This window comes from Alkalihalobacterium sp. APHAB7 (genome assembly GCF_048323755.1).
In the GTDB taxonomy this organism is placed as follows: domain Bacteria; phylum Bacillota; class Bacilli; order Bacillales; family Bacillaceae_F; genus Alkalihalobacterium.
In genome coordinates this window covers 434,397-460,752 of the sequence record NZ_JBLWFS010000001.1, presented here as the reverse complement: position 1 = coordinate 460,752, position 26,356 = coordinate 434,397, and the positions used below count along the sequence as shown (strand labels likewise).

The 26,356-nt window shown below is 39.2% G+C and carries 21 protein-coding genes, 1 other RNA gene and 1 pseudogene; 4 read left to right on the top strand and 19 right to left on the bottom strand.

Annotated features, from left to right (window positions below; translation table 11 throughout):
- Positions 1–9 precede the first annotated feature (9 nt).
- The gene (locus tag ACNSTQ_RS01990) at positions 10–2,388 is read right to left on the bottom strand and encodes a 3-hydroxyacyl-CoA dehydrogenase NAD-binding domain-containing protein (protein ID WP_418198174.1); all 2,379 of its coding nucleotides are present in this window, start codon (positions 2,386–2,388) and stop codon (positions 10–12) included.
- 263 nt (positions 2,389–2,651) lie between these two features.
- On the opposite strand from ACNSTQ_RS01990, the gene ACNSTQ_RS01985 reads away from it, so the two are divergent.
- Complete coding sequence (locus tag ACNSTQ_RS01985) at positions 2,652–2,942, top strand: hypothetical protein (protein WP_418198242.1); 291 nt, start codon at positions 2,652–2,654, stop codon at positions 2,940–2,942.
- Positions 2,943–2,957: 15 nt separating this feature from the next.
- On the top strand, positions 2,958–3,281 hold the full coding sequence (locus ACNSTQ_RS01980) for a spore coat protein (RefSeq protein ID WP_418198173.1): 324 nt from the start codon (positions 2,958–2,960) through the stop codon (positions 3,279–3,281).
- A gap of 405 nt (positions 3,282–3,686) precedes the next feature.
- On the opposite strand, the gene ACNSTQ_RS01975 is transcribed toward ACNSTQ_RS01980, so the two are convergent.
- The 4 genes from ACNSTQ_RS01975 to ACNSTQ_RS01960 form a co-directional block, all read right to left on the bottom strand.
- Positions 3,687–3,944 carry a DUF2573 family protein gene (locus tag ACNSTQ_RS01975; RefSeq protein WP_418198172.1) on the bottom strand — a complete coding sequence of 86 codons (258 nt, stop codon included), beginning with the start codon at positions 3,942–3,944 and terminating at the stop codon, positions 3,687–3,689.
- 70 nt (positions 3,945–4,014) lie between these two features.
- Positions 4,015–6,141, bottom strand: a complete 2,127-nt coding sequence (locus ACNSTQ_RS01970; RefSeq protein WP_418198171.1) for a heavy metal translocating P-type ATPase — start codon at positions 6,139–6,141, stop codon at positions 4,015–4,017.
- The gene (locus ACNSTQ_RS01965; RefSeq protein ID WP_418198170.1) at positions 6,113–6,481 is read right to left on the bottom strand and encodes an ArsR/SmtB family transcription factor; all 369 of its coding nucleotides are present in this window, start codon (positions 6,479–6,481) and stop codon (positions 6,113–6,115) included. The genes ACNSTQ_RS01970 and ACNSTQ_RS01965 overlap by 29 nt, the downstream gene beginning before the upstream one ends.
- A gap of 131 nt (positions 6,482–6,612) precedes the next feature.
- Entirely contained in the window at positions 6,613–7,668 is a 1,056-nt protein-coding gene (locus ACNSTQ_RS01960) for an HD-GYP domain-containing protein (protein WP_418198169.1), read from the bottom strand.
- Positions 7,669–8,124: 456 nt separating this feature from the next.
- Here ACNSTQ_RS01960 and ACNSTQ_RS01955 point away from each other — a divergent pair, with 456 nt between their 5' ends.
- Positions 8,125–9,342, top strand: coding sequence for an MFS transporter (locus tag ACNSTQ_RS01955; protein WP_418198168.1), 1,218 nt, complete (start codon positions 8,125–8,127; stop codon positions 9,340–9,342).
- Between the two features lie 49 nt (positions 9,343–9,391).
- Here the strand turns inward: ACNSTQ_RS01955 and ACNSTQ_RS01950 are convergent, their stop codons facing one another.
- The 14 genes from ACNSTQ_RS01950 to rpoN form a co-directional block, all read right to left on the bottom strand.
- Positions 9,392–10,354: a nuclease-related domain-containing protein gene (locus ACNSTQ_RS01950; RefSeq protein WP_418198167.1), complete on the bottom strand. Its 963-nt coding sequence runs from the start codon at positions 10,352–10,354 to the stop codon at positions 9,392–9,394.
- A 300-nt stretch (positions 10,355–10,654) separates the two neighbouring features.
- Positions 10,655–11,014, bottom strand: a transfer-messenger RNA (tmRNA) gene (gene ssrA, locus ACNSTQ_RS01945).
- A 232-nt stretch (positions 11,015–11,246) separates the two neighbouring features.
- The gene (gene smpB, locus ACNSTQ_RS01940) at positions 11,247–11,714 is read right to left on the bottom strand and encodes an SsrA-binding protein SmpB (RefSeq protein ID WP_418198166.1); all 468 of its coding nucleotides are present in this window, start codon (positions 11,712–11,714) and stop codon (positions 11,247–11,249) included.
- 492 nt (positions 11,715–12,206) lie between these two features.
- On the bottom strand, positions 12,207–14,546 hold the full coding sequence (gene rnr / locus ACNSTQ_RS01935) for a ribonuclease R (RefSeq protein WP_418198165.1): 2,340 nt from the start codon (positions 14,544–14,546) through the stop codon (positions 12,207–12,209).
- A gap of 24 nt (positions 14,547–14,570) precedes the next feature.
- Positions 14,571–15,320, bottom strand: a complete 750-nt coding sequence (locus ACNSTQ_RS01930) for an alpha/beta hydrolase (RefSeq protein WP_418198164.1) — start codon at positions 15,318–15,320, stop codon at positions 14,571–14,573.
- A gap of 339 nt (positions 15,321–15,659) precedes the next feature.
- On the bottom strand, positions 15,660–15,890 hold the full coding sequence (gene secG, locus ACNSTQ_RS01925) for a preprotein translocase subunit SecG (RefSeq protein WP_418198163.1): 231 nt from the start codon (positions 15,888–15,890) through the stop codon (positions 15,660–15,662).
- A 345-nt stretch (positions 15,891–16,235) separates the two neighbouring features.
- The gene (gene eno, locus ACNSTQ_RS01920) at positions 16,236–17,519 is read right to left on the bottom strand and encodes a phosphopyruvate hydratase (protein ID WP_418198162.1); all 1,284 of its coding nucleotides are present in this window, start codon (positions 17,517–17,519) and stop codon (positions 16,236–16,238) included.
- A gap of 139 nt (positions 17,520–17,658) precedes the next feature.
- Positions 17,659–19,191: a 2,3-bisphosphoglycerate-independent phosphoglycerate mutase gene (gpmI, locus tag ACNSTQ_RS01915; protein ID WP_418198161.1), complete on the bottom strand. Its 1,533-nt coding sequence runs from the start codon at positions 19,189–19,191 to the stop codon at positions 17,659–17,661.
- A complete protein-coding gene (gene tpiA / locus ACNSTQ_RS01910) occupies positions 19,192–19,944 on the bottom strand; it encodes a triose-phosphate isomerase (RefSeq protein WP_418198160.1) in 753 nt (250 codons plus the stop codon). It lies immediately after the preceding gene.
- Between the two features lie 20 nt (positions 19,945–19,964).
- Positions 19,965–21,149 (bottom strand): phosphoglycerate kinase, encoded by a 1,185-nt coding sequence (locus tag ACNSTQ_RS01905; RefSeq protein ID WP_418198159.1) that lies wholly within the window; start codon positions 21,147–21,149, stop codon positions 19,965–19,967.
- Between the two features lie 107 nt (positions 21,150–21,256).
- On the bottom strand, positions 21,257–22,264 hold the full coding sequence (gene gap, locus ACNSTQ_RS01900) for a type I glyceraldehyde-3-phosphate dehydrogenase (protein WP_418198158.1): 1,008 nt from the start codon (positions 22,262–22,264) through the stop codon (positions 21,257–21,259).
- Positions 22,265–22,494: 230 nt separating this feature from the next.
- Complete coding sequence (locus ACNSTQ_RS01895) at positions 22,495–23,508, bottom strand: sugar-binding transcriptional regulator (RefSeq protein WP_418198157.1); 1,014 nt, start codon at positions 23,506–23,508, stop codon at positions 22,495–22,497.
- Positions 23,509–23,660: 152 nt separating this feature from the next.
- Positions 23,661–23,912 carry a glutaredoxin family protein gene (locus tag ACNSTQ_RS01890; protein WP_418198156.1) on the bottom strand — a complete coding sequence of 84 codons (252 nt, stop codon included), beginning with the start codon at positions 23,910–23,912 and terminating at the stop codon, positions 23,661–23,663.
- An 11-nt stretch (positions 23,913–23,923) separates the two neighbouring features.
- Positions 23,924–25,267, bottom strand: a complete 1,344-nt coding sequence (gene rpoN / locus ACNSTQ_RS01885; protein WP_418198155.1) for an RNA polymerase factor sigma-54 — start codon at positions 25,265–25,267, stop codon at positions 23,924–23,926.
- Between the two features lie 474 nt (positions 25,268–25,741).
- On the opposite strand from rpoN, the pseudogene clpP reads away from it, so the two are divergent.
- Positions 25,742–26,338: pseudogene (clpP, locus tag ACNSTQ_RS01880) on the top strand (ATP-dependent Clp endopeptidase proteolytic subunit ClpP); the annotation flags it as partial.
- Positions 26,339–26,356: the final 18 nt, after the last annotated feature.

Here is a 26,356-nt window from a genome sequence, read left to right as displayed (position 1 = left end):
CCATTCATCCTAATTGCGTAATGGCTTCCCTTTAGTTAACATGTATTGCATTCTTTGTTGAGATTTTGGCTCACCAACTAAGCTTAAGAATGCTTCACGCTCTAGATCTAACAAGTATTGCTCATCCACTAGACTACCTTTAGGAACACGTCCACCAGCAATAACGAATGCTAATTTTTGAGCGATCTTTAGATCATGGTCTGAAATCATGCCACCATATTGCATTGTTTTTGCACCAAGTAATAATGTCGCATAACCTGTTTCACCAACAACAGGAATTGGTTTACGAGCTGGTGCTTTATATCCTTGATCATATAAATGTATAGCTTGTTGTTTCGCATTATAGATAACGTGGTCAGCATTCATCGTTACACCGTCGCGATCACTTAAGAACCCATTCGCACCACTTTCGTGTGCAGATGTTCCAACTTTAGCCATTGCAATCGTCTCAAATGTACGGTTTGCAACCGCTTGAAGATCTGAACCTGGTACATGTCCTTCTAAGTTACGAAGGTAAAGTTCTTTGTTACCTCCACCACCAGGAATTAGTCCAACACCAACTTCAACTAGACCCATATATGTTTCTGAAGAAGCTTGGATACTCGCTGACGGTAAGCAGATTTCAGCTCCACCACCAAGAGTCATTCCAAATGGTGCCGTTACGACTGGTTTTGAAGCATAACGAATTCTTGTAGTTGCATTTTGGAATTGACGGATAACCATATCGATCTCGAAGAAGTTATCATCTTGAGCTTCCATAAGCACCATCATTAAGTTTGCACCAACACAGAAGTTCTTCGCTTGGTTTCCAATGACTAGACCTTTATAATTCTTTTCTACTTCATCAATTGACTTGTTAATCATTTGGATTACATCTAATCCAATCGAGTTATTTGGAGAAGTGAATTCTAGACAAGCAACGCCATCTCCTAAATCAATTAATGCTCCACCTGAATTTTTGAAAATCACTTTGTTATCTTCTTTTAAAGATTTTAAGTGGATAATCTTTTTGTTTTGCTCAATTGCTTTATAATCACCTTCATAGTAGAAGCTCTTTTCTGAATAGAAGCTTGTTTTACCTGAAGCAAGCATATCTTTTACCCAACTTGGAACTGTAGCGCCTTCTGCTTCCATCTTAGCAACGGATTTTTCAACACCAATTGCATCCCAAAGTTCAAATGGTCCTTGCTCCCAACCGAAGCCCCACTTCATTGCTTGGTCGACAGATTGAACATCATTTGCGATTTCGTAGCATTTTTCTGCAGAGTAAATTAATACTGGTTTGATTAAGTTCCAAATTAATTGTCCTGCACGGTCATCTGCATAAGCTAATGTTTTAATTTTTGCTGATAAACCTTTAGCTTGTTTTGCTGCTTCGGTTGAAGCTGTTTTTAATTTTTTGCGTGGTCCATACTCAAGTGTATTAGGATCAAGCTCTAAGATCTCTTTTCCTTTTTCACCTTTTTGTTTTAAGAAAAAGCCTTGACCTGACTTCGCACCGATCCAACCTTTTGCAGCCATTTCACGCATAAATGCAGGAGGATCAAATACTTCTTTTTCTTCACCTTCAACTTGATCGTAAACATTCTTTGCAACGTGCAAGAATGTATCTAAACCAACAACATCTAATGTTCTAAACGTTGCACTGCTAGGTCGTCCAATTAGTGGACCTGTTACAGAGTCGACTTCACCAACTGAATATTCACCTTTAAGCATTTCTGAGACCGTTACTAACAGTCCATATGTTCCAATTCGGTTTGCGATAAAGTTAGGCGTATCCTTCGCCTCAACAACACCCTTTCCAAGAACATCTTCAGCAAACGCTTTCATGAATGAAACAATTTCAGGATTTGTGTCATTAGTTGGGATGATCTCTAATAACTTTAAGTAACGAGGTGGATTAAAGAAGTGTGTTCCTAAGAAGTTTGCTTTGAAATCTTCAGAACGTCCTTCTGCCATCGCCTCAACTGAAATCCCTGATGTGTTAGAACTTATAATCGAACCTGGCTTACGGTATTGATCTACTTGAGTAAATACTTTTTTCTTAATTTCTAAATTTTCAACAACAACCTCGATCACCCAATCGACATCTGCAAGTTGTTGCATATCGTCTTCAAAGTTACCTACTGAAATTAAGTTTTTATTATCTTTCACCGTTAAAGGTGCTGGTTTTTGTTTTAAAAGTTGTTGAACCGCATTTGCACTCAATCGATTGCGGACAACTTTATCTTCAAGAGTTAACCCCTTCTTTGCTTCTGCTTCTGTTACTTCACGAGGTACAATATCCAGCAATAGCGTTGGAATTCCTACGTTTGCTAATACTGCAGCAATCCCTGATCCCATGACACCTGATCCTAGTACAGCTGCTTTACGAATTTGACGAACCATATTTGTCCTCCTTCTCCTGAAACATTTGAATGAATACTCATTCATTTTTCTATTAAAAAAATATTGAATTGCGCAATAACTTTTCTACTAACATAACTATATCGAATTTTGTTGCATTTAGCAAGGGTAATTTCTGAAAATTAATAATTATTTTTTGCCCTGTTAGCAGCTCCCATGTATCGTTTGATTATCTTTGTTGCACGATAAAGGTGTATCTTTAAGGATACAAAAACATGTGGCGTATGAGGGAGGCTACACTTATGATGCAGCAGCAACAACAAAATCAACAGCAACAAATGCCTATGAACCAGCAACAAGCAGTCATGCCTCAACCCCCAAATGTCGTTACTAGTAAAGACCACCTTTACATTTCTGACATGCTTTCTTGGAACTTACTTGCAATGAAGAAGTGCCACTTTTTTGCCCAACAATGTACAGACCCTGAAGTGAAGGGCGCGATTGAGAAAGCTGGGCAAATGCATAAGCAGCATTATGAACGGATTTTGCAACATTTTCAAACTCAACAAAATCAAATGAATCAAGCACTTCAATAACAGGAGGGTTTCTGCATGAGCCAACAAACAAAAATCGAAAACCCTGAAACACAAGTTCCTAAAACACCGCAAATGTCCGATCGTGACTTTATTAATGATGTACTAGCTACTGAAAAGTATATGACGGCTTCTTATAGTTATGCAATGAATGAGGCAAGTCATGAACAATTATACAAGGATATTAATGCGATTTGTAACGAAACGCAAGATTGTCAGCGTGAATTGTTCAACGTCATGTTTAAAAAAGGGTGGTACAGCTTTGATGCTGCATCGCAACAACAGCTTGATCAAGCCTACCAACAGTTTTCTGGTTACAGCAGTCAGTTCCCTTATAGCTAGGAGTAGAAAAGGGAAAGGTGCCTGCTGTTTGGAGACAAGCGTAGACGAACGAGCAACAAGTTAACATCGGCATATACCGGGTTCATTTTCTAAGTAATAGCGAGCTGGTGACACCTTGGCCAAGGTATACAAGGTAAACGCAAGCATTCGTTTAGTAGCTCCGGGTTCCAATTAACGGAAAAAGAGGCAATCACCATTCTGATTGCCTCTTCTCTGTAATTTAAACGGACTGAAAAGCCCTTATTTATTAGAAAACACTGAATTTCCACATGTTAGCGGTCTGAGATACCCTTATTTGGCTTTAATTTATCTAATTTTAAGTCATTTTAGCTAAATAGCGTCCTCTCAGTCCGCTAAAGTTTAAAAATTGAAGTTTTTAACTACAATAACGTCCTCTCAGTCCTCTTAGGATTTCGGGCTATTATTTTTTCTGTGTTCTTGGTTCAATGCTTGGATTTCAGACACGAGTTCTTTCATCTTTTCTTTTGCCTCTGGGTATTGCTCATTCCAATGTTTCGCAAGCGGTGGCATACTCTTTGAGATATGCGTATACAGAGCCCAGGCTTGCACTTTTTCTTTTAACGCTTCATCCTCAACACCCAGTAATAGCTCAGTGTATTTTTCTAATAAACCATCTAATTGTTGTTTTAGCTTTTCGTCCACAATTTTCACCTCAATATCGTTCGTCTTCTTCTTATTATAACGAAGGACGTGGCAGTTTCAAAAATGATGCCTATTCTTGATCTTTCACACGCAATAACCTTAAACCATTTAGCGTAACAAGCAAAGTTGCGCCCATATCCGCAAATATCGCAATCCAAAGTGTTAACCAACCAGGAATGACGAGTAATAGCGCCAACGCTTTCAACCCAAGGGCAAAGGCAATATTTTGCTTGATAATCATTAACGTTTTCCGACTTAACCGAATCGCGAAAGGTAGTTTTCTTAAATCATCCCCCATCAATGCGATATCTGCCGTCTCTAGAGCTGCATCGGTTCCGGCACCGCCCATCGCAATTCCAATATCTGCTGTCGCTAATGCAGGTGAGTCGTTCACACCATCACCAACCATCACAACTTGCCCCTTTTCCTTCATCTGTTTAACATACTTTAATTTTTCATCTGGTAAAAGTTGTGCCTGCACTTGATCGATTCCAAGTTCCTCCCCAATCGCTTTCGCCGTTTCTTCATTGTCCCCTGTTAGCATGATTGAATTTTTAACACCTAACTGTTTTAAACGACGAACCGCAGCAGAACTTGAAGTACGGATCCGGTCAGATACAGCAATATAACCAAGAAGCTCGTTTTGCTTACCGATTAAAATAACGGTTTTCCCTTGTTGCTGCAAGGTATGCACATCGGTTGGAACCTCTATTTTTAGCTCTTTAAAAAAGATCGGACTACCTACATAATAACTTTCATTATTAATGAATCCCGTAATTCCTTTTCCCGTAATCGAACGAAAATTGACGACTTTTTGCTTTGAAACTTCAATTCCTACTTGTGAAGCTCGTTTCATAATAGCAGAAGCTAGAGGGTGCGCTGAACTTTTTTCTAAATAAGCGCCAATTTCCAACACTTCCTGCTCCGTATATGGTTTAACAGCAACAATATCCGTTACTTCAGGAACACCGTTTGTTAAGGTTCCAGTTTTATCAAAGGCGATCGTTTGAATAGAACCGAGCTGTTCTAAATAGACGCCACCTTTAATGAGAACCCCATTTCTAGCACTATTTCCTATCGCTGTTACGATTGATACAGGTGTAGAAATAACAAGTGCACACGGACAACCGACAACTAGCACTGCTAATCCTTGATACACCCATGTCGACCAATCTGCATTAAAAAATAGAGGTGGAACCGTAGCAACTCCTAAGGCAACAAGCATAATGAGCGGCGTATAGAACTTGGCAAAACGATCGACAAATGCCTGGGAAGGCGCACGCTCGGCTTGCGCTTCTTCAACAAGCTCAATAATTTTAGAAAGCGTCGTATCTTCCACTCGTTTTGTTACTTTAATTTCCAGCAAGCCTTCTTCGTTTAACGTTCCAGCATAGACTTCATCATTTGCGCTTTTTGCAACAGGGATCGATTCACCTGTAATCGCTGCTTGATTGACCGTAGAAACCCCATGCTGAACAGTTCCATCGATCGGAATTTTCTGCCCCGGCTTTACAATCATAATCTCGGCTACCTCGATTTCATCGACAGGTAATTCAATCATTTCTCCTTGTCTAATAACAGTTGCTGTGCGTGGAGCCAAGTCCATTAATGAACGAATTGACTGTCTCGCCTTATCCATGGAAAACCGTTCAAGTGCCTCACTAATGGCAAATAAAAAAACAACCGTTGCGCCTTCTCCCCACTCTCCAATGAGGGCTGCACCAATAATGGCAATCGTCATTAGCGTTTTCATATCAAAGCGAAACTTAGTTAAATTCTTTAAACCTTGCCAAAATAATTGATGGCCGCCAATCACCATGACTGACACAAAAACACCTATCGCTATGCCGTTACTTTCTCCTCTTTGTAAAACAAGTGCCCATCCGATAATTAAAAGAAGTCCGGAAATGACAGTTTGAATAAAATGTTGTTGTTTCCAAAAAGGTTTTTGTTCCAGTTGTCGTTCTCTTTCCGGATACACCTTTAAATTCTCAAAAGCACCAGCTTTTTCCAATTCTTCAATAGAGACTTCTCCATACACTTTTAGTTTTGAAGCTCCAAAGTTTACTTTGGCATCGGAAACTTGCGGAAGCTCCTTTACATTTTTTTCGAAGACACCTGCACAATTGGCACACGTAAATCCTTGGATACGGTACGTTTTTTCTGTATCATTCATACCCTTTCCCCTCTTTTCCATGTTCTAAGCCATTAAGAATTAACTGTTGTACATGGTCATCGTCAAGTGAATAAAAGACCAACTTTCCTTCCTTACGAAATTTCGCTAACCCTATATTTTTAAGTAATCGTAAATGATGAGACGCTGTTGCTGTAGAGGATCCAATAATCGTTGCGATATCACATACACACAACTCTTCTTCGGAAGCTAAGAGAAAGGTAATTTTTAATCTCGTTTCATCCGCTAGTGCTTTAAAAATTTTCGCTGTAACATCAAAAGGTTCTTCTTTCATTAATGTTGTTAAACGATTTACTTTTTCCGAATCATATTGAAAAACTTCACATTGATCTCCTTTTGCCATAACCTATCACCTCTCATATTCAAACGATTATTTGAATGTATATCCTTATCATAACGCGATACAATCAAACATTCAAATGAATATTTGATTGTATAATACAAAAAAACACAGGAAAAATCCTGTGCTTATCATTATGCTATTTCACTCTGTTTGGTGACTGACACAAATGAGACGATAAACTGTTGTGAATACCTTAAATCAACAAGTTCACCTGCTATATTAATAACAGGATTAATTGGATCATCATGATGAATAAATACAATCTCACCGGTTGAATGATCATTTAAAAAAACATGGTTACCAATTGACATCTCCATAATTCGTTGAATGAATAGATAGGTCATTTTCGGATCTAACTTCCCAAACGCCTCACTCTTCATTTGCTTTAACACTTCGTACAACGCAATCTGACCTCTATAAACACGGTCCGATGTCATCGCATGAAAAATATCTGCGATGGCAATAATTTTTGAATATCGGTGAATTTCATTCGCTGCTTTTCCATATGGATACCCTTTTCCATCTTCCCGTTCATGGTGCTCTAATGCCATCAAACAAATCTCATCACTAAAGTGGCCACACTTCTTTAAGATATCGCACCCATAAACTGGATGTTTTTTAATAGTTTCATATTCTTTGTTTGATAGCGGCCCTTCTTTTTGTAAGACATCATCAGGAACGTTCAACTTCCCAATATCATGCAAAAGGCCTCCGAGTGAGATGATATTTATCTCTTCTTGAGAATATCCAAGCCATTTGGCTAACAGTGAAGCCAGAACGGAAACCCCAATATTATGTCGATACGTATAATCATCCTTGCTAAGGATTCCATTCATTAGTGTTGATAAATCATAATTTAAGGAGATTTGTTCAACGACAGGTAACACTTTCTCTTCCACTTCAAGAAGAACTGTATCGTTATCTTTGACTTTTGAAAAAATTTCTCGTATTTCTCCAACTGTATTATTTAGTAATAAATCTTGCTGAAAAGGTGCCAGGAGAGTGGACCCTATAACAGGCACTAAATTCATCTTATAATTTTCTATATCAATACCCATATCAAGTAAGCGCTGGACGTGCTGCTCGTTTAAAATCGTGCCTTCTTTAAGTAATAACGTTCCTTGTTCATTAACTATATCGTTTTTAAGACGACAACCGACAAACCGAAAAGCATGATTCTCATTCATCGTAATCCCCCATACGACCTCATTGTAAAGATCGGAATATATGTAAAATATTGTTTTATTATATAAGAATACACAAGCATTAAAAATTTGTAAATGAAAACACTATACAAATAGTACTTATTTACTATTACTTTAAATGTGGTTTCTTACAATATATTTAAATCATTGAACAAACTGAGGCATATACCTACTTTCTACCCAATCTCCTGCAATAGATCGTGTGTACTTATGGTACATTACATCTAACCTTGAAATTTCTGTTTCATCCAGTCCATCTCTTTCAAGTATTAAACTAACTCCTCAGCCAGCCACTAAAACTAAACCTTTAACTATTAATGCTGAAACCTCTTACCCTCAAAAGTCATGTTTGTATAAAGCATAAAAAATTATATTTGAAGTTATAAATTGTCAAAAGTATGATTAAAGCACAGACTTAAAAAAGGGGTAGGAAATTCATTGACTTACATTACAAAAGATCATTCAAGTTATTATCAAACGATCATTGCATTGTTTTCTGGAAGCTTTGTCAGCTTTATGATTTTATACTCCATGCAAACACTAATACCTGTCTTTTCAAATGAATTCGATGTTACACCCGCAGTTGCAAGTCTTGCACTATCGATTACAACAGGATTTCTAGCCATGACGATGTTAGTAACTGCGATTGTTTCTGATTCAACCGGACGGAAACGAATGATGACAGGGGCATTACTTCTCTCCTCATTGCTTTGTATATTAACTGCTTTCAGCTCTAATTTTACAAGTCTCCTTGCGATTCGAGCATTACAAGGTCTTGCACTTGCTGGTTTCCCTGGCATTGCGATGACGTATGTGAGTGAGGAGTTCCATCCGAAGACACTCGGTGTGGTCATGGGCATTTATGTTAGCGGCACTACTCTCGGTGGCCTGTCTGGTCGACTTATTACCGGGGCATTGACTGACTGGTTTTCATGGCAAATTGCCGTCAGTGCCATTGGTGGAGTAAGTATATTGTTGAGTCTTTTATTTTGGACGATGTTACCTACAGACATGAATTCAACGCGAAGTAAATATACGATAAAAAAGCTAATTCCTTCCTTGGTGTCTCAATTGAAAGACCGAAAACTATTAGGACTTTTTATTATCTCTTTTGTTTTAATGGGAGGCTTTGTCACTGTCTATAACTACATCAGTTTCGTTTTAATGGAAGCTCCTTATCATTTAAGTCAAACGATGATTGGGCTCGTTTTTCTGATTTACTTAGTAGGAACTTTTAGTTCAACGTATATGGGTAAAGTAAGCGACCAGTTCGGTAAGCAAACAATGCTTCCGGTAACGATTATTATTATGCTCGTTGGTGCGGTATTAACGTTAAGCTCCAACCTTTGGCTCATTATGTTGGCACTCGCTATTTTTACTTTCGGATTTTTCGGCAGTCACTCGATCGCAAGCAGTATGGTTGGTCAATTAGCCACGAATTATAAATCTCAAGCGGCATCTCTTTATTTACTTTGCTATTACCTAGGATCTAGTGTGATTGGAACGAGCAGTGGTGTCATCTGGGTGAATTTTGAGTGGACGGGGATCGTACTGACGATTTGTGGACTTATTTTAATTGCCCTGCTGATGGTGGTTTGGATTCGAGTGGAGTTACGGCGGGAAGTGCACGTGGAGGATAAGAGTCAGGCGATTTGAGAGTTCAAAGTAATAACAAAAATGAGTTCTTTGGGATAAGGAAGAGGAGTTATTCTTCAGGAAATTCAAGTATATATTGTCTCCCTTTATTTTTACCTGTTGACTTAAGTTTCAAAGAATAGATTAAATGTTTAGCAATTGAATCAGATTGAATATTAAGAAATTCTCTAGCTTCCTTGTTAGTAAGGGTTTTATGAATTAGCAGACAATAATCTTTTAACGTTGCAATATGAGCCTCTTGATTTTCATTTAAGCATTTTTTGCAATGCCATTTCCCTCTTTTTCGTATCATAGGGATATGGAAGCATTCTGGGCAGTGCACTCCTTTTTTTATATCTTCGCGCATAATACTAAACTGGGAAAGAATATCTTTTTCCAGTGGAACATGCTTTTTAATTAGCGTAGTCTCCATTTTTTTCATTTCTTTAAAAGTGAGAACATCGGTTGTAAAGGATTGATCTATTTGATGGATTTTATCCGGGAGGCCTTGGGCATGAAGAACCTCTTGATTGGGGGCTTCTTTAATTATTGTAGAGGGATTACTAATAACAACTAGTGTTCGAACAGGTATTGAATCGGGATATTTGTGCTTTTTTAACCAATTTTCAAGTTGTAACTTTTGTCTCTGAACTTGTAATAACGGGTCAGGAAAAGCCTCTTCTCTATCCTTAACTTTTCGGATTAACTGCTGATGAGTTTTGTCGAAAAATAAAGACCCTGTAATATTTTTCACTTCCAGTATAAGGATAAATCTTGGCGATAAAATCAATGTATCCATTTGAAAATACCTTGTACCACTAGAGAGTAATCTCAGACCGTGAAGAAAGTGGAATTGATCTTCAGGAAGGAATGATAAATAGTAATCAATTGACTTTTCACCTTTGAATCCAGCTGTAGCCTTTGCTAGCACCTTTTCTATTTGCGGCCTTTTCGGATGGTCAGCAGCAAGGCGTCTTAGTAAAGCCTCTAGTTTCTGTATATTTTTTGGAATCTTATGTTCTTTTTTAATCAATATGCTCACTCTCCTTATCATTTTGAGGAGAATTTCTTCATAAAGCATCAAATAACCTTTTTTAAATCATTAAATCTATGTAAATTTACGTAGTTACTTTGAATAAAATACACTGATTTCAATATATCGGCGTAAATTTAAATATATCGGCGTAACTTTCATTATATCGGCGCAATTTCAAATATTTCGGCGTAACTTTTAATATATCGGCGAATGCTCCAATTCAAGCCTATTATTTATCCCACAATCTTATAAAATAGAAAAAAACCACCTAACACGGTGGTCTTTTTCATAATATGTTGGTGGAGACGGTGGGAATCGAACCCACGTCCAAGAATGTCGACACCTAAGCTTCTACGAGTGTAGTTACTGTATTAGCATTTCGCACTTACGTCAGCCCAGTAACAGGCTTCGGTAAGGCTAGTCTGATTAATCTCTTCCTTCGTCCTCAGACGGAGGACAGCCGGCGTAGCCCACTTAGAGTGAGTCCCAGTCCCTACCACATGGGCGATGGAGGGTGGAACCGCAAAGCGCTATTAAGCTGCTACTGCGAAGTTATTGTTAGTTTTGCCAGTTATAGGCGTTGGCGTTTTAACGAGGCCGACCCCCTCGACTCGCAACTTAAGCTCAACCCACCCCTGTCGAATCCAAAACGTCCCCAGATTATAAATAGCATATGCGACTTATTCAGACGCAACTGCTAAAACAGAAGTAAGCTACAAGAGCTAGTTGTAATCCAGAAGCGATCATCTCGCCCTCTGGAATTACATTATAGCATATCTAGAGTACTTTTCAAATGACAAATATTGTAAACCAAAAAACTCTATGAACCGATGACACAGTAAAGCATCTTGCAAATTAACGTACTTAAACGAGCACTAGGTATTTAAACTTAAACTCGCTGCTTGTCACGGAAGGCACGTTCAATTTCACGCTTTGCATCTTTCTTTTTCAAGTCTTCACGTTTATCAAACTTCTTCTTACCTTTCGCAAGACCGATTAATACTTTAGCAAATCCATTTTTAATATACACTTTCAATGGAACGATTGCATACCCTTCTTCCTTTGAAGCGCCTATCAGTTGGTTAATTTGCTTTTTATGAAGCAATAATTTTCTCGTTCTCAGCGGATCATGGTTATAACGATTACCTTGCTCATAGGTATTAATGTGTGCATTCCATAAGTAGATTTCACCGTTTTGTATTTTAGCAAACGCATCTTTAATATTCATTTTACCAGCACGGATTGACTTGATCTCCGTTCCTTGCAATACCATCCCAGCTTCAAATGTTTCTTCGATATGATAGTCATGGGATGCTTTCTTATTTTGAGCAATGACATTACTGTCTTTTTTCGCCATTTCTCATACACCTACCATTTTTTGACGTCGTTGTCCTATTATATCAAAACTTACGAAAAATTCATAGAGAAGGTAACTAAACAAAGTACTCTTGGTCATCGGTAGGTGCATGATCTCAAATAAGAAGATGTTACTAGAGCTTACTCTTGAGGTGCTACTGTCCTCATTAGTCACGGAGGCTATTTTTTAGCGGACTCCACAGGACCTTATTTAATAAAATATCGTTGATTATAGTAGCTTAAGGTACTCACAGGCCCTTATTCTCGGTTTTCACCTTCGTTTTTAGGCGATTTAGAGTAAATAAGGGCCTCTCAGTGCTCTAAACCAAAAAATAACAGAAATATTACGAAAATAAGGGCTTCTCAGTGCTCTAAAGAAAATGGAGATCAGCCCCGTTAATTTGAAAACTCATTGCTTGCACATACATGAGCATTTTACCAAAAAGACGACAAACTAATGTTGCCGCCTTTTCCAAAGATGCAAAAATGCTAATTAACGCTTTTTCTTTTTCCCTTTATTGCGTTTACTTCTCGGTGCATTTTCATAAAAGCCTTTTTTCTTCTTACGTTTGCCATTATTTTTCTTGTCACCATCTCCAGCACCTGGTCCACTGTCTTTTCCGCCGCCCGCTTTTTTGCCGCCGCGTTTCGGACCGACGATAACTTTAGGTGACGCTTTACGTTCACGCTTCTTAGCTGGTTCTTTCATGCCGACAATTTCAAAGTCGATAGAAGACTCCTCAACATTTACATTAATACAACGAACTTCAAGCTCATCTCCAATACGGAACACATTACCTGTGCGCTCGCCGATCATCGCATAGGAACGCTCATCATAACCATAATAGTCATCGGTTAAATAACTAACATGAACGAGACCTTCAATCGTATTTTCTAACTCGACAAAGATACCGAAATTCGTTACACCACTAATGATCCCTGTGAATGTTTCGCCAATTTTATCTTCCATAAATTGTGCTTTTTTCACTTCATCTGTCTCACGTTCAGCATCTACTGAACGGCGTTCCATTTCGGAAGAGTGCTTAGCGATTTCATCTAAGCGGTTTTTCCAATGACTTTGCGTTTTTTCGTCTGTTTTGCCTTCGACTAAATACGTACGGATCAGACGATGAACGATTAAGTCAGGGTAACGTCGGATTGGCGACGTAAAGTGTGTGTAAAACTCCGTCGACAAACCAAAGTGCCCCAAGCTTTCAGGATCATATTTCGCTTGTTGCATCGAACGAAGCATAACTGTACTAATGACCGTTTCTTCTGGCTCGCCACGAACCGCTTCAATAAGCTGTTGTAAGGCACGCGGGTGAATCGAGTTCGCCGTTCCACGTACAACGTAACCAAAGTTCGTAATAAATTCTAAGAACTTATTGAGCTTGTCTTCTTTAGGGTCATCGTGAATACGATATATAAATGGTACTTTCATCCAGTGAAAATGCTCAGCAATCGTTTCATTTGCCGCAAGCATAAACTCTTCAATTAAACGCTCAGCTACTGAACGCTCACGGATGACAACATCTGTTGGCTTTCCTTCTTCATCGACTAATACTTTTGCTTCTTTAAAGTCAAAGTCAATCGCACCGCGTTCAAAACGTTTTTTACGTAAAATTTCCGCTAACTCACCCATTTGTTTAAAAAACGGAATGAGTGGCTCAAAACGTTTTAATACTTCTTCATCTTCATTTTCTAATATTTTTCGCACTTCTGTATACGTCATTCGTTCAGTTGTTCTAATGACACTTTGGAAAATATCATGCGCAACGACTTGTCCTTCTGGTGTAATTTCCATTTCACACGATAACGTTAAACGGTCCACTTTCGGATTTAAACTACAGATTCCATTCGATAAACGGTGCGGAATCATCGGAATGACACGGTCTACTAGATACACACTCGTTCCGCGTTCTTCTGCTTCAATATCGATTGGTGAACCTTCTTTTACATAATAACTAACGTCGGCGATATGAACACCAAGTAGGTAGTTACCGTTTTCAAGACGTTCAACATTAACAGCGTCATCTAAGTCTTTTGCGTCAGCACCGTCGATTGTAACGATCGTTTTGTCACGCAGATCGCGACGATTTTTTATTTCTTCTGGATCAATTTCATCAGGTACACTTTCAGCTTGATCGAGAACCTCTTTCGGAAATTCTTGAGGCAAACCGTGCTTATGAATAATTGATAAAATATCAATTCCTGGGTCATTTTTATGCCCTAAAATTTCTGTAACTTCCCCTTCGGCACTATTACGTCCTTCAGGGTATTTCGTCAGCTTCACAACCACTTTATGTCCTTCTGCGGCTCCTTTAGAAGCTGCTTTCGGAATAAAGATGTCATTTGGAATTCGCTTATCGTCAGCGACAACCATTCCATATTGCTCATGGTCTACGTATGTACCAACGATTTGTTGGAGACCACGCTCAATAATACGGATCACACTACCTTCAGGGCGTGTTCCTGTGGACTTCGGATGAAGACGAACAAGAACAACGTCTCCGTTCATTGCGCCTCCTAAATCACTTTGAGACACGTAGACGTCGGATTCTCCTTGTACCTCTGGAATAATAAAAGCAAAGCCTTTTGCATTTCCTTGGACTTTCCCTTTAATTAAATTCATTCGTTCAGGAACACCGAAGCGGTTGCTGCGCGTACGAACAATGAGTCCTTGCTCTTCCATTTCATTTAAAACTTTTACAAATTCCTTAAATTCACTTGAATCGGTTAATCCAAATGCTTCTTCTAGCTCGGTAACGGTCAGTGGCTTGTACGCCTCTTCTCTCATAAAAGCTAGAAGGTGTTTAATTTTTTCTTCACTCATTTCTTACACTCTCCTTTCTACTCTTTACGTAGTAGACCAACTTAATGTTTCTAAAAATTGATGTATGTCTTCATGTAACTGCTCTTTTTCTTTATCTAACGTAATCACATGGCTCGAATTTTCGTACCACTTGATGTCTTTTTCATCACTTTCGACTTCGTTATATATAATATTTGCGCTTTCGATATCAATCATTTCATCATGACGAGCTTGTACAACCATAACTGGTGCATAAATATGGTCTAAGTGTTCCCTAACATCGTTGATGAGTTTTTGCAACGCATTTAACGTCTGCATCGGAGTTTCTTTAAACTTCAATATTTCTTTCTCAATCTGTTCGTCACTTTTTCTTTCACGGCGCTTATACTCTTTAGCATATTCGACAACACCTGCATACATCGATTCTTGTGTTTTGGGGTTCATCGGTGCACACATCGGTACAACTCCCTTTACCGGTAAAGTGTAGCCGATTTTTAGAGAAAATACACCTCCGAGCGAAAGTCCACATACAGCGATCTCTTCATGGCCACGCTCTTTTAAAAAATGATAACCTTTCTCAACATCCTTCCACCAATCATCAGGGCCCGTGTGAACAAGTTCTTCAGGCGGTACACCATGGCCTTTGTATAAAGGTGCATGGCAAGTATAGCCTTGCTCTTGTAAATGCCTGCCAAGCATTCTGACGTCGGCAGTATTTCCTGTAAAACCGTGAAGTAATAACACTGCACGCTTTCCGCCTTCAAATGTAAATGGTTTTGGAGCAACTATCTTCATACGAACGAACCTACCTTTTCGTTTCACAGACCTCAATATAGTGTTTAGTTTCACCTGAATTTACGTTCTCTATGACAAGAAGTGGGGAAACCATTTCTTCTATTTGTTGGTCTGATTTTCCAGTTTTTGATCTGAAAATAAAAGCTGTCTCTTTGTGCCCGGCTCCTTTTCACTGTTTTGCTAATCGTGTATCCCTTGTCCATGAACCCTTTTTCATGAACAACTTCTTAACACTGAACAGCAAAATATAAGGGGCCTGACCCATTTTTTGAGACAGCCTTTTCTTTTCTGAGATATAAAGAAAAGCAGTGAAGGTTGCTTCAGCTGCTTTCGTCTTTTTTACATAAAGTATGCTACAGCGATCGTTAAGACAAAGAACAATACCGCTAGGACAACTGTTGCACGAGCAAGGACTGCATCTATACCACGAGCTTTTTGTTTACCGAGTAATTGTTCTGCTCCACCAGAAATCGCCCCTGCTAGACCTGCACTTTTACCTGCTTGTAATAAAACGACAGCAATTAGTGCAATTGACACGATAATTAATAAGACGAACATTAACATTTGCATTGAATTATCCACCTCCAAGCACAGTATGCGCTTCTACTAATGTATCACAAAACGGCATGCTTTAGCAATACGTAATAAGGTTCAGGTGGATACGTAAGGGAGCGAAGCATTTTCTTACCCGCTATACATTACTTTTTTGATGTACTTTGCATGCTAGTATTTTCTATATAAAAAAAGACTAGTGTTGTACTTTTTTCTAATTTTAGTAAGAGAAACGGATTTTATATTGTTTGTTCTAGCCCGTTTTTACCATTATTAGTAAGATGCTAAGGTGAAAAAACCAATAAAAAAAGCCTGCCAGCTAGAATACACTCCAGCTGATCAGACTCTTTTCTTTTCGCATGATTACTTGCTTAAGTTATAAAATGCTTTTTTACCGTCGTATTTCGCAACGTTTGCTAAGTCGTCTTCGATGCGAAGAAGTTGGTTGTACTTCGCTACACGGTCTGTACGTGAAGGAGCACCTGTTTTGATTTGACCAGCATTTGTCGCTACTGCGATATCAGCGATTGTGCTGTCTTCTGTTTCACCCGAACGGTGAGAGATAACTGCTGTGTAACCTGCACGTTTTGCCATTTCGATCGCATCAAATGTTTCTGTTAATGTACCGATTTGGTTCACTTTGATTAGGATTGAGTTACCTACACCTTTTTCAATACCTTCAGATAGCTTTTCTGTGTTTGTAACGAATAGATCGTCACCTACTAATTGAACTTTTGTTCCAAGCTCGTCCGTTAACTTTTTCCATCCGTCCCAATCGTTTTCGTCTAAACCGTCTTCAATCGAGATGATTGGGTATTTTGCTACTAGATCGCTGTAGAACTCGATCATTTCTTCAGAAGTTTTTACTACACCTTCACCTTCAAGGTGGTATTTACCGTCTCTGTAAAGCTCAGAAGCTGCAACGTCAAGTGCTAGAACGATCTCTTCACCTGGCTTGTATCCAGCTTTTTCGATCGCTTCAATGATTGTTTGAAGCGCTTCTTCGTTTGAAGATAAGTTTGGAGCAAATCCACCTTCATCACCAACAGCTGTGTTAAGGCCTTTTGCTTTTAATACTGATTTTAAGTTATGGAAAATTTCTGTACCCATGCGAAGACCGTCTTTGAACGTTTCAGCACCTACAGGCATAACCATGAACTCTTGGATATCGACGTTATTATCCGCATGCTCTCCACCGTTTAAGATGTTCATCATTGGTACTGGTAATGTTTTACCGTTGAAGCCGCCTAAGTACATGTATAACGGCATACCAAGAGCGTCTGCAGCAGCACGAGCAACAGCCATAGAAACACCTAAGATTGCATTTGCACCTAATTTACCTTTGTTACTTGAACCGTCAAGCTCGATCATGTATTGGTCGATACCAAGTTGATCTAACGCATCCCATCCAATTAGTTCTGGCGCAATCTCTTCGTTTACGTGCTCAACTGCTTTTTGAACACCTTTACCCATGAAACGGTCGCCACCATCGCGAAGTTCTACAGCTTCATATTCACCTGTAGATGCACCACTCGGTACGAGCGCACGGCCCATTGCACCTGATTCTAAATATACTTCTACTTCAACTGTTGGATTTCCACGAGAGTCAAGAACTTCGCGTGCATAAACATCAGTAATCATTGTCATTTTAAAAGTCATCTCCCTTTTTTCATAAAAATACTAAGTATAGTCATTCGTATCCCATTTCTAGGATGTCCTTTATAGCCTATCACTCATTCGTGATTGCTTTTTAAATTCCTCTAACGTCATAAAAAATTAACACAATTTACTTAATTAATGTTTTTCCTGTCATTTCTTTCGGTTGTTCGCCACCAAGTAAGTGTAAAAGAGTTGGTGAAAGATCGGCTAAAATCCCGTCTTCTCTTAATTCCACACCTTCTTTTGTGACAATGACTGGAACCGGATTTGTCGTATGAGCTGTCATTGGAGTGCCTTCTAAAGTGATAACTTCATCGGCATTTCCGTGGTCAGCTGTGATGATTGCATGGCCGCCTTTTGCAATGATTGCATCTACTATTTTTCCTAAACACTCATCAACGACTTCAATTGCCTTTATCGTTGGATCTAACATCCCTGAGTGTCCAACCATATCTGGGTTGGCAAAGTTTAAAATGATCGCATCATGTTTATCTGCTTCGACCTCTTTTAGCAGGGCATCAGTTACTTCATACGCACTCATCTCTGGCTTTAAATCATATGTAGCCACTTTTGGCGAGTCGATTAAGATACGTTCTTCACCAGAAAACGGCTCTTCTCTTCCACCACTGAAAAAGAACGTGACGTGAGGATATTTTTCTGTTTCCGCAATTCGAAGCTGTTTATAGCCTTGTTGGGAGAGAACTTCACCTAATGTATTGTCTAAGTTTGTTGGCTGGAACGCCACAAAACCTTGAACGGTCTCACTAAAATGTGTTAAGCACACATAGTGTAAGTTTCTCGGAAATACCTCACCACGGTCAAATCCTCTAAAATCTTCATTCGTAAACACTTGTGACATTTGAATCGCACGGTCTGGTCGGAAGTTAAAGAAGATGATCGCATCGTCATCCTTAATCGTTCCAACGGGTTGATCGTTTTCATCCTTAATAACAGACGGAAGAACAAATTCATCATGTATTTTATTTTTATAAGAGTCTTCTAGCACTTCTAGCGCATTTTGATAGGAAGGGCCATCTCCATACACCATCGCTCGATATGATTTTTCTACACGTTCCCAGCGTTGATCGCGGTCCATTGCGTAATATCTGCCGTGGATGGTCGCAATTTTTCCAACACCTAGATCATTTGTTTTATCGATAAGAGCTCGAATGTATACTTCCGCTGTAGTCGGTCCAACATCACGGCCATCTAAAAATCCGTGAATGTATACTCGCTCAAGTCCCTTCGTTTTTGCCATTTCTAGTAAGGCAAACAAATGATCAATATGACTATGAACGCCACCATCCGAAAGAAGTCCGTAAATATGTAGGCTGCTATTTTTTTCTTTCACATGATCCATGGCTTTGTTAAACGTTTGATTTTCATAAAAATCACCTTCACGGATGGACAAGTTGACTCTCGTTAAACTTTGGTAGACGATTCTTCCTGCTCCAATGTTTAAATGTCCCACTTCCGAGTTCCCCATTTGTCCTTCAGGTAAACCAACCGCTTCACCTGAAGCTTTTAATTGTGCATGAGGATAGTTGTTCCAATAACGGTCAAAGTTTGGCTTTTTCGCGTGGGTAACCGCATTCCCCTTTGTTTCATTTCTTAAGGCAAATCCATCAAGGATTATCATTGCCACCGGTTTCTTACTCATTTACTTTGCCTCCAAAAGCTGTAAAAATGAATCAGCTTCTAAACTTGCTCCACCTACTAATGCTCCGTCGATGTCACTTTGACCAAGATACTCAGCGATGTTTGCAGGTTTTACACTTCCACCGTATTGAATACGAACCGCATCTGCTACTTCTTGTGAGTACATGTCTGCAACGACTGTACGGATGTGTGCGCAGGTTTCATTCGCTTCTTGAGCAGAAGAAGATTTCCCTGTACCGATCGCCCAAATTGGCTCATAAGCGATAACAAGTTGTTTGACTTGATCTTCTGAAAGTCCTTCAAGACCTTTTTTCACTTGATCACCAACAAGTTCATTTGTTTGACCTGCTTCGCGTTGCTCTAACGTTTCCCCGCAGCACATAATTGGAATCAGGCGGTGAGCGAAAGCTGCTTTTACTTTTTTATTGACGGTTTCATCTGTTTCATTAAACATTTCACGACGCTCCGAGTGACCGATAATCACATAGCTTGCGCCGATGTCAGAAAGAGCGACCGGACTAATTTCACCCGTAAAGGCACCACTTTCTTCAAAGTGCATAGTTTGTGCTCCAACCTTTAATTCTGTTCCTTCTACGCTTTTTACAAGCGCATCCAAGAATAATGCGGGTGAACAAACAACTGAGTCGACTTGTTCACTTGTTGGAACCGCTCCTTTAACTTGATCCACAAATTGAAGTGCTTCACCAAGTGTTTTGTTCATTTTCCAGTTTCCAGCAATGATAGGTTTACGCAATGATGAACATCCTCTCTTGATTACTTATCGTTTAAAGCGACTACTCCTGGGAGGTCTTTACCTTCTATAAATTCTAAAGATGCGCCGCCACCTGTTGAGATGTGGCTCATGCTTTCTGCTAAATCAAATTTCTCTACTGCCGCTGCAGAGTCTCCACCGCCAATAACAGTGAACGTATCATTAGCATCTGCTAGTGCAACAGCTACGGACTTTGTTCCGTTGGCAAATGCTTCCCATTCGAATACACCCATTGGTCCATTCCAAATAACAAGCTTAGAGTCTAGGATTACATTACGGTATGTATCAACCGTTTTCGGTCCGATATCAAGTCCTTGCCAGTCCGCTGGGATTTCATCAATATCCACAACTTGTGTCGTTGCATCTTTTGAAAATTCGTTAGCGATAACAACGTCTTCTGGCATATATAATTTAACGCCTTTTTGCTCTGCTTTTTCGATAAAACCTTTCGCTAAATCAATCTTATCTGTTTCTAAAAGAGATTGGCCGGTTTCATAGCCTTTTGCTTTTACAAACGTATACGCTAGTCCGCCACCGATAATTAGGTTGTCTACTTTTTCAAGCAAGTTTTCAATGACACCAATTTTATCTTTTACTTTTGCCCCGCCGATGATCGCTGTAAATGGACGCTCGGGGTTAGATAACGCTTTTCCTAACACCTCAAGTTCTTTTTCCATCAGAAAGCCTGCTACAGCTGGGATGTGGTGGGCAATTCCTTCTGTTGATGCGTGTGCGCGGTGAGCTGCACCGAAGGCATCGTTTACATATATGTCAGCTAAGGCTGCAAATTGCTGTGCTAACTCAGGAGCATTTTTTTCTTCACCTGGATAGAAACGTACATTTTCTAAAAGAAGAACGTCTCCGTTTTGCATAGCTGAAATCGCTTGATCCACTTCTGCACCGAAGGCTTCGTTTGTTTTAGTCACTTCTTTTTGTAATAAATCACTTAGACGTTTCGCTACTGCATCTAGGCGTAGCTCTTCAACGACTTGTCCTTTCGGACGACCAAGGTGACTCGCAAGGATTACTTTTGCTCCTTGTTCTACTAGGTATTGAACCGTTGGCAGTGCAGCACGAATTCGCGTGTCATCTGATACTTGCCCCTCACTCATTGGGACATTAAAATCGACACGGCAAAAAACTTTCTTTCCTGTTAATTCAACATCGCGAATTGACTTCTTATTCACTTAGTGAACCCCCTCATTTGAACTCAACATTTAGAAAGATTTTAGAAAAAGGGAGAAAAAACGTATGGTGCATTTCTCCTCCCTTTCCAAAACTTTCACTATAACGATTATAGTCCTTGCTTTGCCATATATTCAACTAAATCTACAACTCTGTATGAATATCCTGCTTCGTTATCGTACCAAGAGATCACTTTTACCATGTTTCCTTCTAATACCATTGTAGAAAGGGCATCAATTGTAGAAGAATGTGGGTTTCCGTTATAGTCACCAGAAACTAGTGGCTCTTCTGAGTAACCAAGAATTCCTTTTAATGGACCTTCAGCAGCTTCTTTTAATGCGTTGTTTACATCTTCAGCTGTTACTTCTTTGTCAAGCTCAACAACTAGGTCAACTAATGATACGTTTGGAGTTGGAACACGCATCGCTCCACCGTTTAATTTCCCTTTAAGCTCTGGTAAAACAAGCGCTACTGCTTTCGCTGCACCAGTAGTTGTCGGGATGATGTTTTCAGCTGCTGCACGTGCACGACGGTAGTCTTTGTGCGGTAAGTCTAAGATTTGTTGGTCGTTTGTGTATGAGTGAACCGTTGTCATCATACCGCGGCGAATTCCAAATTGATCATTTAATACTTTAGCAAACGGCGCTAAGCAGTTTGTTGTACAAGAAGCATTTGAAATAACGTGGTGGCTTGCTGCATCATATTGCTCGTGGTTAACACCCATTACAACAGTGATATCTTCGTTGTTTGCTGGTGCTGAGATGATTACTTTCTTAGCTCCTGCTTCAATGTGCTTCGCCGCATCTTCACGGTTTGTGAAGCGTCCAGTTGATTCAACTACTACTTCTACCCCAAGGTTACCCCATCCTAATTGAGCTGGGTCACGTTCAGCGATAACTTTGATCTCTTGACCGTTTACAACTAGAGTGTCTCCGTTAACTGATACTTCTCCATCAAGTTTCCCGTGTACTGAGTCATATTTTAAAAGATGAGCTAACATGTTAGCATCTGTTAAGTCGTTGATTGCTACTACGTCTACGTTAGGGTTTTTAAGTGCTGCACGAAATACAAGTCTACCGATACGTCCAAATCCATTAATTCCAATTTTAGTTGCCATTTTTAAATTCCTCCTTAGTATATAAAACCTAAACGATGAGCTTTTGCTTTAATTAAGTAAAGGTGCCTGGCACCATTTTTTGAAAATGGTGCCTTTAATTAGTCATTTGTGCACGCTTGTTCACCGTTTTTTATGAAAAGGGCGAGCCCTTTTTTTAATAAATAGGTATTTCTGTCTAGCTTCACGCGTTCGCTTTAATACAGCAAAGCGATACAGGTGCCTGGCACCGCCTATAGCATTTGGCGGGCTGCGCCTTCGTCGGTGACTAGTACGCTGCTTCTTCGGTTTTTTAAGTAAGCGGCGATTGCAACGCTTTTTGAAGAGCCGCCTGCAATGGCGATGACTTGCTTTTCTTCGTTTAAGTGCTCGAGTTGGAGACCAATCGTACGCTCCCTGTGAATAATATCTCCTAAATGATCAAAATAATAACCAAAAGCTTCAGCAACTGCCTCGTGATTCGTAAGCTTTTGTAGGAATGCTTCTGACGCCCCGCGTCGTTTGGCCATCGTATTAGCTTCTCCAATTCCATGGATAACTACTGTGGCACTCGTAATGTTGTGTAAAACACTTTGAACAGACGGTTCTGAGATTAATGAAGAATAGGTTTCTTCACTTAATTGATCAGGGACATGTAGTAATCGATACGAAGAGCCTGTTTGTCTTGCCATTTCAGCACAAATCGTATTTGCCTGATTTTCTACTTCTTCTCCAATTCCACCTCTTGCAGGTACAAACAACAAATCATCTCTCTGAAAATCCGAGCCCATCATTTCTGCAACAGCGGCAACGGTTGTACCACCTGTAATGGTTACTGTCGCCTGTTTGTCTACATGCTGCTTTAAGTAGTGGACACAAGCACGCCCCATTTCTTTCTTTACCCAATCATATTGATCACTATCACCCGGGACGACAATGACTTTATTTAATTGGTATTCATGTTCAAGCTGTTCTTCAAGAGCTTTCAAACCTAACAGCTCTTTCATCATGCCTTCGAGTTCCAGTAATAAATTCTTACCCTCTTTCGTTAAACTCATTCCTGCACTTGCTACATGAACTAGGCGTTGGTCTTTCAGGAAAGTAACTTCACTGCGTAAAATTCTTTCACTAATGTCCATACTAGTAGAGAGACTTCTTCGTCCAATCGGTTCCATCAAACGAATGTATTGGAGTATTCTGTAACGCTTCAACAAAACCTCAAGTAAATCAGGAACGAGCTTTTGTTGAATGTCAAAAAGATTTCTCATCCTTTTTCTCCTTCTATTGTTATACATCCCCTCTTATAGGGTCATTATATGTCCCTGCGTGACAAAATGTGTCCCATCTAGCGTAAAAAAAAAGACCAATTCCTTTAACATCCTCATTGTAACAAGGAATTGATCTAAACTTCAAGTAGATTTTATCGACAAACTGAAAGTAAACGTTTTCTTATTTTCTCTTCCGACACAATTCCGTAATCAATGTCTTCACCGTCGATTGAAACAACCGGAATCATCACTTGGTATTTTTCTAACAAAACGTCGTCTTTATAAATATCCACCATTTCAATATCAAAAGGAAGATCTTCTTGAATGATTTTTAATACCGCTAGTCCGTTGTCACATAAGGAGCAATTTTCTTTTGTATAAAACGTTACTTTTAGCTTGCCCATAACTACCTCCACTATTCGAATCGTTTCCTCTTAGAAGATGACGGAATTTTCATCTCATCTCGGTACTTTGCAACAGCTCTTCTTGAGAGCTCTATTTCATGCTGTGCTTTTAAAGCATCGACAATTTTTTGATCGGATAAAGGCTTTCGTTTATCTTCCTTCTCAATTAATGATTTTATCACTTCTTTTGCAAATGAGGTAGATGTTTCCCCTGCATTTCCATTCGTAAGGGCTGTCGTAAAAAAGTACTTCAGTTCAAAAAGACCACGTGGAGACTGCATGTATTTATTTGTCGTCACACGACTTACCGTTGATTCGTGGACGTCAATTTCTTCTGCAATTTGCTTTAATGTTAACGGGCGTAACGCCTCTGCCCCTCTAAAGAAAAACTCCTTTTGATGACGGACAATCGCATCAGTTACTTGATAAAGAGTCACTTGACGCTGTTTAATATTTTTTAAAAGCCATTTCACTTGATCATATTTTTTGCGAACATATTCATTGGCGTCTGAGCTTTTATCATGTAAAAGCGATTGATACTGTTTATTTACTTGAATTTTTGGAAGTAAGTCATCATTAACAACTACAACGAGTTCTCCCTCTAATTCTTCTACCGTGACATCCGGCTGAACATACTTGGGCAGGTCATCTGAATAATTAACACCTGGTCGTGGCTGCAAGGTTTGAATAAGGTCATACACTTGTTGAATTTCTTGAAGGGTCACAGATAATTCCTTCGATATTTCCTTCCAGCGTCTTTCTGCTAGCAATTCCATATAATTTTCGATAATCATTTCTGCAAGAATGTTTCGATCTTTTCTTTTCGCTAGTTGAAGCAAAAGGCACTCTTGAAGATTTCTAGCTCCAACACCGGTTGGCTCCATATTCTGCAATACCATGAGGATATCTTCACCGTCTTCTTCTGATATCCTTAACTCTTCAACCATTTTCGCAACCGGTTCACTTAAGTACCCATCTCCATTTACATGAAGAATGAAATAACAAAGAACTTCATAGCTTTGTTCATCCAAATTAAGAAATTTAGCCTGATACAACAAATGATCATGTATGTTATAGCGGTCACTGCTAACGAAATCAAGTGGAGAAACTTCCTGCTCCCGATACCCACTTTCCCATTGCCGCTCCTCTAAGTCTTCTCTTTGCTTTTCTCTCTTCAATAGATCTACTTGAAAATGATCCTCTAGCTCTATTAGCGGGTTTTCTAACGCCTGTTCTTGTATATATTGAGTCAACTCGGTCGTTGTATATTGTAGGAGTGAGATCGCTTGCCGAAGTTCTTTGGTCATATATAACCCTGTAGTCTGTTGTTGAAAAAGACCAACATCCATTCTCATAACAACTCTCCCCTTGATGATTTGATTTTCCTAATTATCCTTCTGACTGATGAACTTCTTCAGTATCCTAATTTTATATAGCCATCAAACAGACCATGGTTTCCAAATATTTGTAAGCGCTTACTTAACGAGACACACTTTAAAATGTGACATCTTTCAACTATTTTATAGTCTCTTATTATAGTTTATGAACAGTTTTCGTTTCTGTAAAGAGAAAATGTTAACCAATCTGTAAAATAAAGTTTGATTTTTTTTATTTTCGGCTATGATGAAAAAGGGATGAAAGTAAAAAAGTCGAAATAGTATTATATAGAAAGTAGTTATCATTTGACCTTCATTGACCTTTTGAGTAAGATATACATAAGAATATTGGATCTAATTAAATATGTTTCCAAGAAAACAATACTTCATTGAACACCATTACTTAAAGGAACTAAAACTACTTCGAATTTATAAGAAAATAAGGAGGAAAAGAATATGAATTTAATTCCTACAGTTATTGAACAGACAAATCGTGGTGAACGTGCCTATGACATTTACTCACGTCTACTAAAAGATCGTATTATTATGCTAGGAAGCGCAATTGATGATAACGTGGCAAACTCCATCGTTGCACAATTACTTTTCTTACAAGCAGAAGATCCAGAAAAAGATATTTCACTATATATTAACAGCCCTGGTGGTTCCATCACAGCAGGTATGGCGATTTACGATACAATGAATTATATTAAACCACAAGTTTCTACGATTTGTATCGGTATGGCTGCCTCTATGGGTTCATTTTTACTTGCGGCAGGTGAAAAAGGAAAGCGTTATGCCCTTCCTAATAGTGAAGTGATGATCCACCAACCACTTGGAGGAACTCAAGGTCAAGCGTCTGACATTCAAATCCATGCAAAACGTATTATCCAAATGCGTGAACACTTAAATCAAATCTTATCAGAACGCACTGGTCAACCGTTAGAAGTCATCGAAAGAGATACAGACCGCGACAACTTCATGACGGCTGAAAAAGCAAAAGAATATGGTCTAATCGACACCGTGATTTCAACAACAAAAACTGAAAAATAATGAACTGAATGAACATGA

Coding starts and splice junctions, on each gene's coding strand:
- rpoN (WP_418198155.1), bottom strand. CDS start 25,267: ATGAGAATGGATGTTGGTCTTTTTCAACAACAGACTACAGGGTTATAT.
- ACNSTQ_RS01985 (WP_418198242.1), top strand. CDS start 2,652: ATGCAGCAGCAACAACAAAATCAACAGCAACAAATGCCTATGAACCAG.
- ACNSTQ_RS01930 (WP_418198164.1), bottom strand. CDS start 15,320: ATGAAGATAGTTGCTCCAAAACCATTTACATTTGAAGGCGGAAAGCGT.
- gpmI (WP_418198161.1), bottom strand. CDS start 19,191: ATGAGTAAGAAACCGGTGGCAATGATAATCCTTGATGGATTTGCCTTA.
- gap (WP_418198158.1), bottom strand. CDS start 22,264: ATGGCAACTAAAATTGGAATTAATGGATTTGGACGTATCGGTAGACTT.
- ACNSTQ_RS01970 (WP_418198171.1), bottom strand. CDS start 6,141: ATGGAAAAGAGGGGAAAGGGTATGAATGATACAGAAAAAACGTACCGT.
- secG (WP_418198163.1), bottom strand. CDS start 15,890: ATGCAAATGTTAATGTTCGTCTTATTAATTATCGTGTCAATTGCACTA.
- ACNSTQ_RS01980 (WP_418198173.1), top strand. CDS start 2,958: ATGAGCCAACAAACAAAAATCGAAAACCCTGAAACACAAGTTCCTAAA.
- rnr (WP_418198165.1), bottom strand. CDS start 14,546: ATGAGTGAAGAAAAAATTAAACACCTTCTAGCTTTTATGAGAGAAGAG.
- ACNSTQ_RS01890 (WP_418198156.1), bottom strand. CDS start 23,912: ATGGGCAAGCTAAAAGTAACGTTTTATACAAAAGAAAATTGCTCCTTA.
- ACNSTQ_RS01965 (WP_418198170.1), bottom strand. CDS start 6,481: ATGGCAAAAGGAGATCAATGTGAAGTTTTTCAATATGATTCGGAAAAA.
- eno (WP_418198162.1), bottom strand. CDS start 17,519: ATGACAATGATTACTGATGTTTATGCACGCGAAGTTCTTGACTCTCGT.
- ACNSTQ_RS01895 (WP_418198157.1), bottom strand. CDS start 23,508: ATGAGAAATCTTTTTGACATTCAACAAAAGCTCGTTCCTGATTTACTT.
- ACNSTQ_RS01990 (WP_418198174.1), bottom strand. CDS start 2,388: ATGGTTCGTCAAATTCGTAAAGCAGCTGTACTAGGATCAGGTGTCATG.
- smpB (WP_418198166.1), bottom strand. CDS start 11,714: ATGGCGAAAAAAGACAGTAATGTCATTGCTCAAAATAAGAAAGCATCC.
- ACNSTQ_RS01960 (WP_418198169.1), bottom strand. CDS start 7,668: ATGAATGAGAATCATGCTTTTCGGTTTGTCGGTTGTCGTCTTAAAAAC.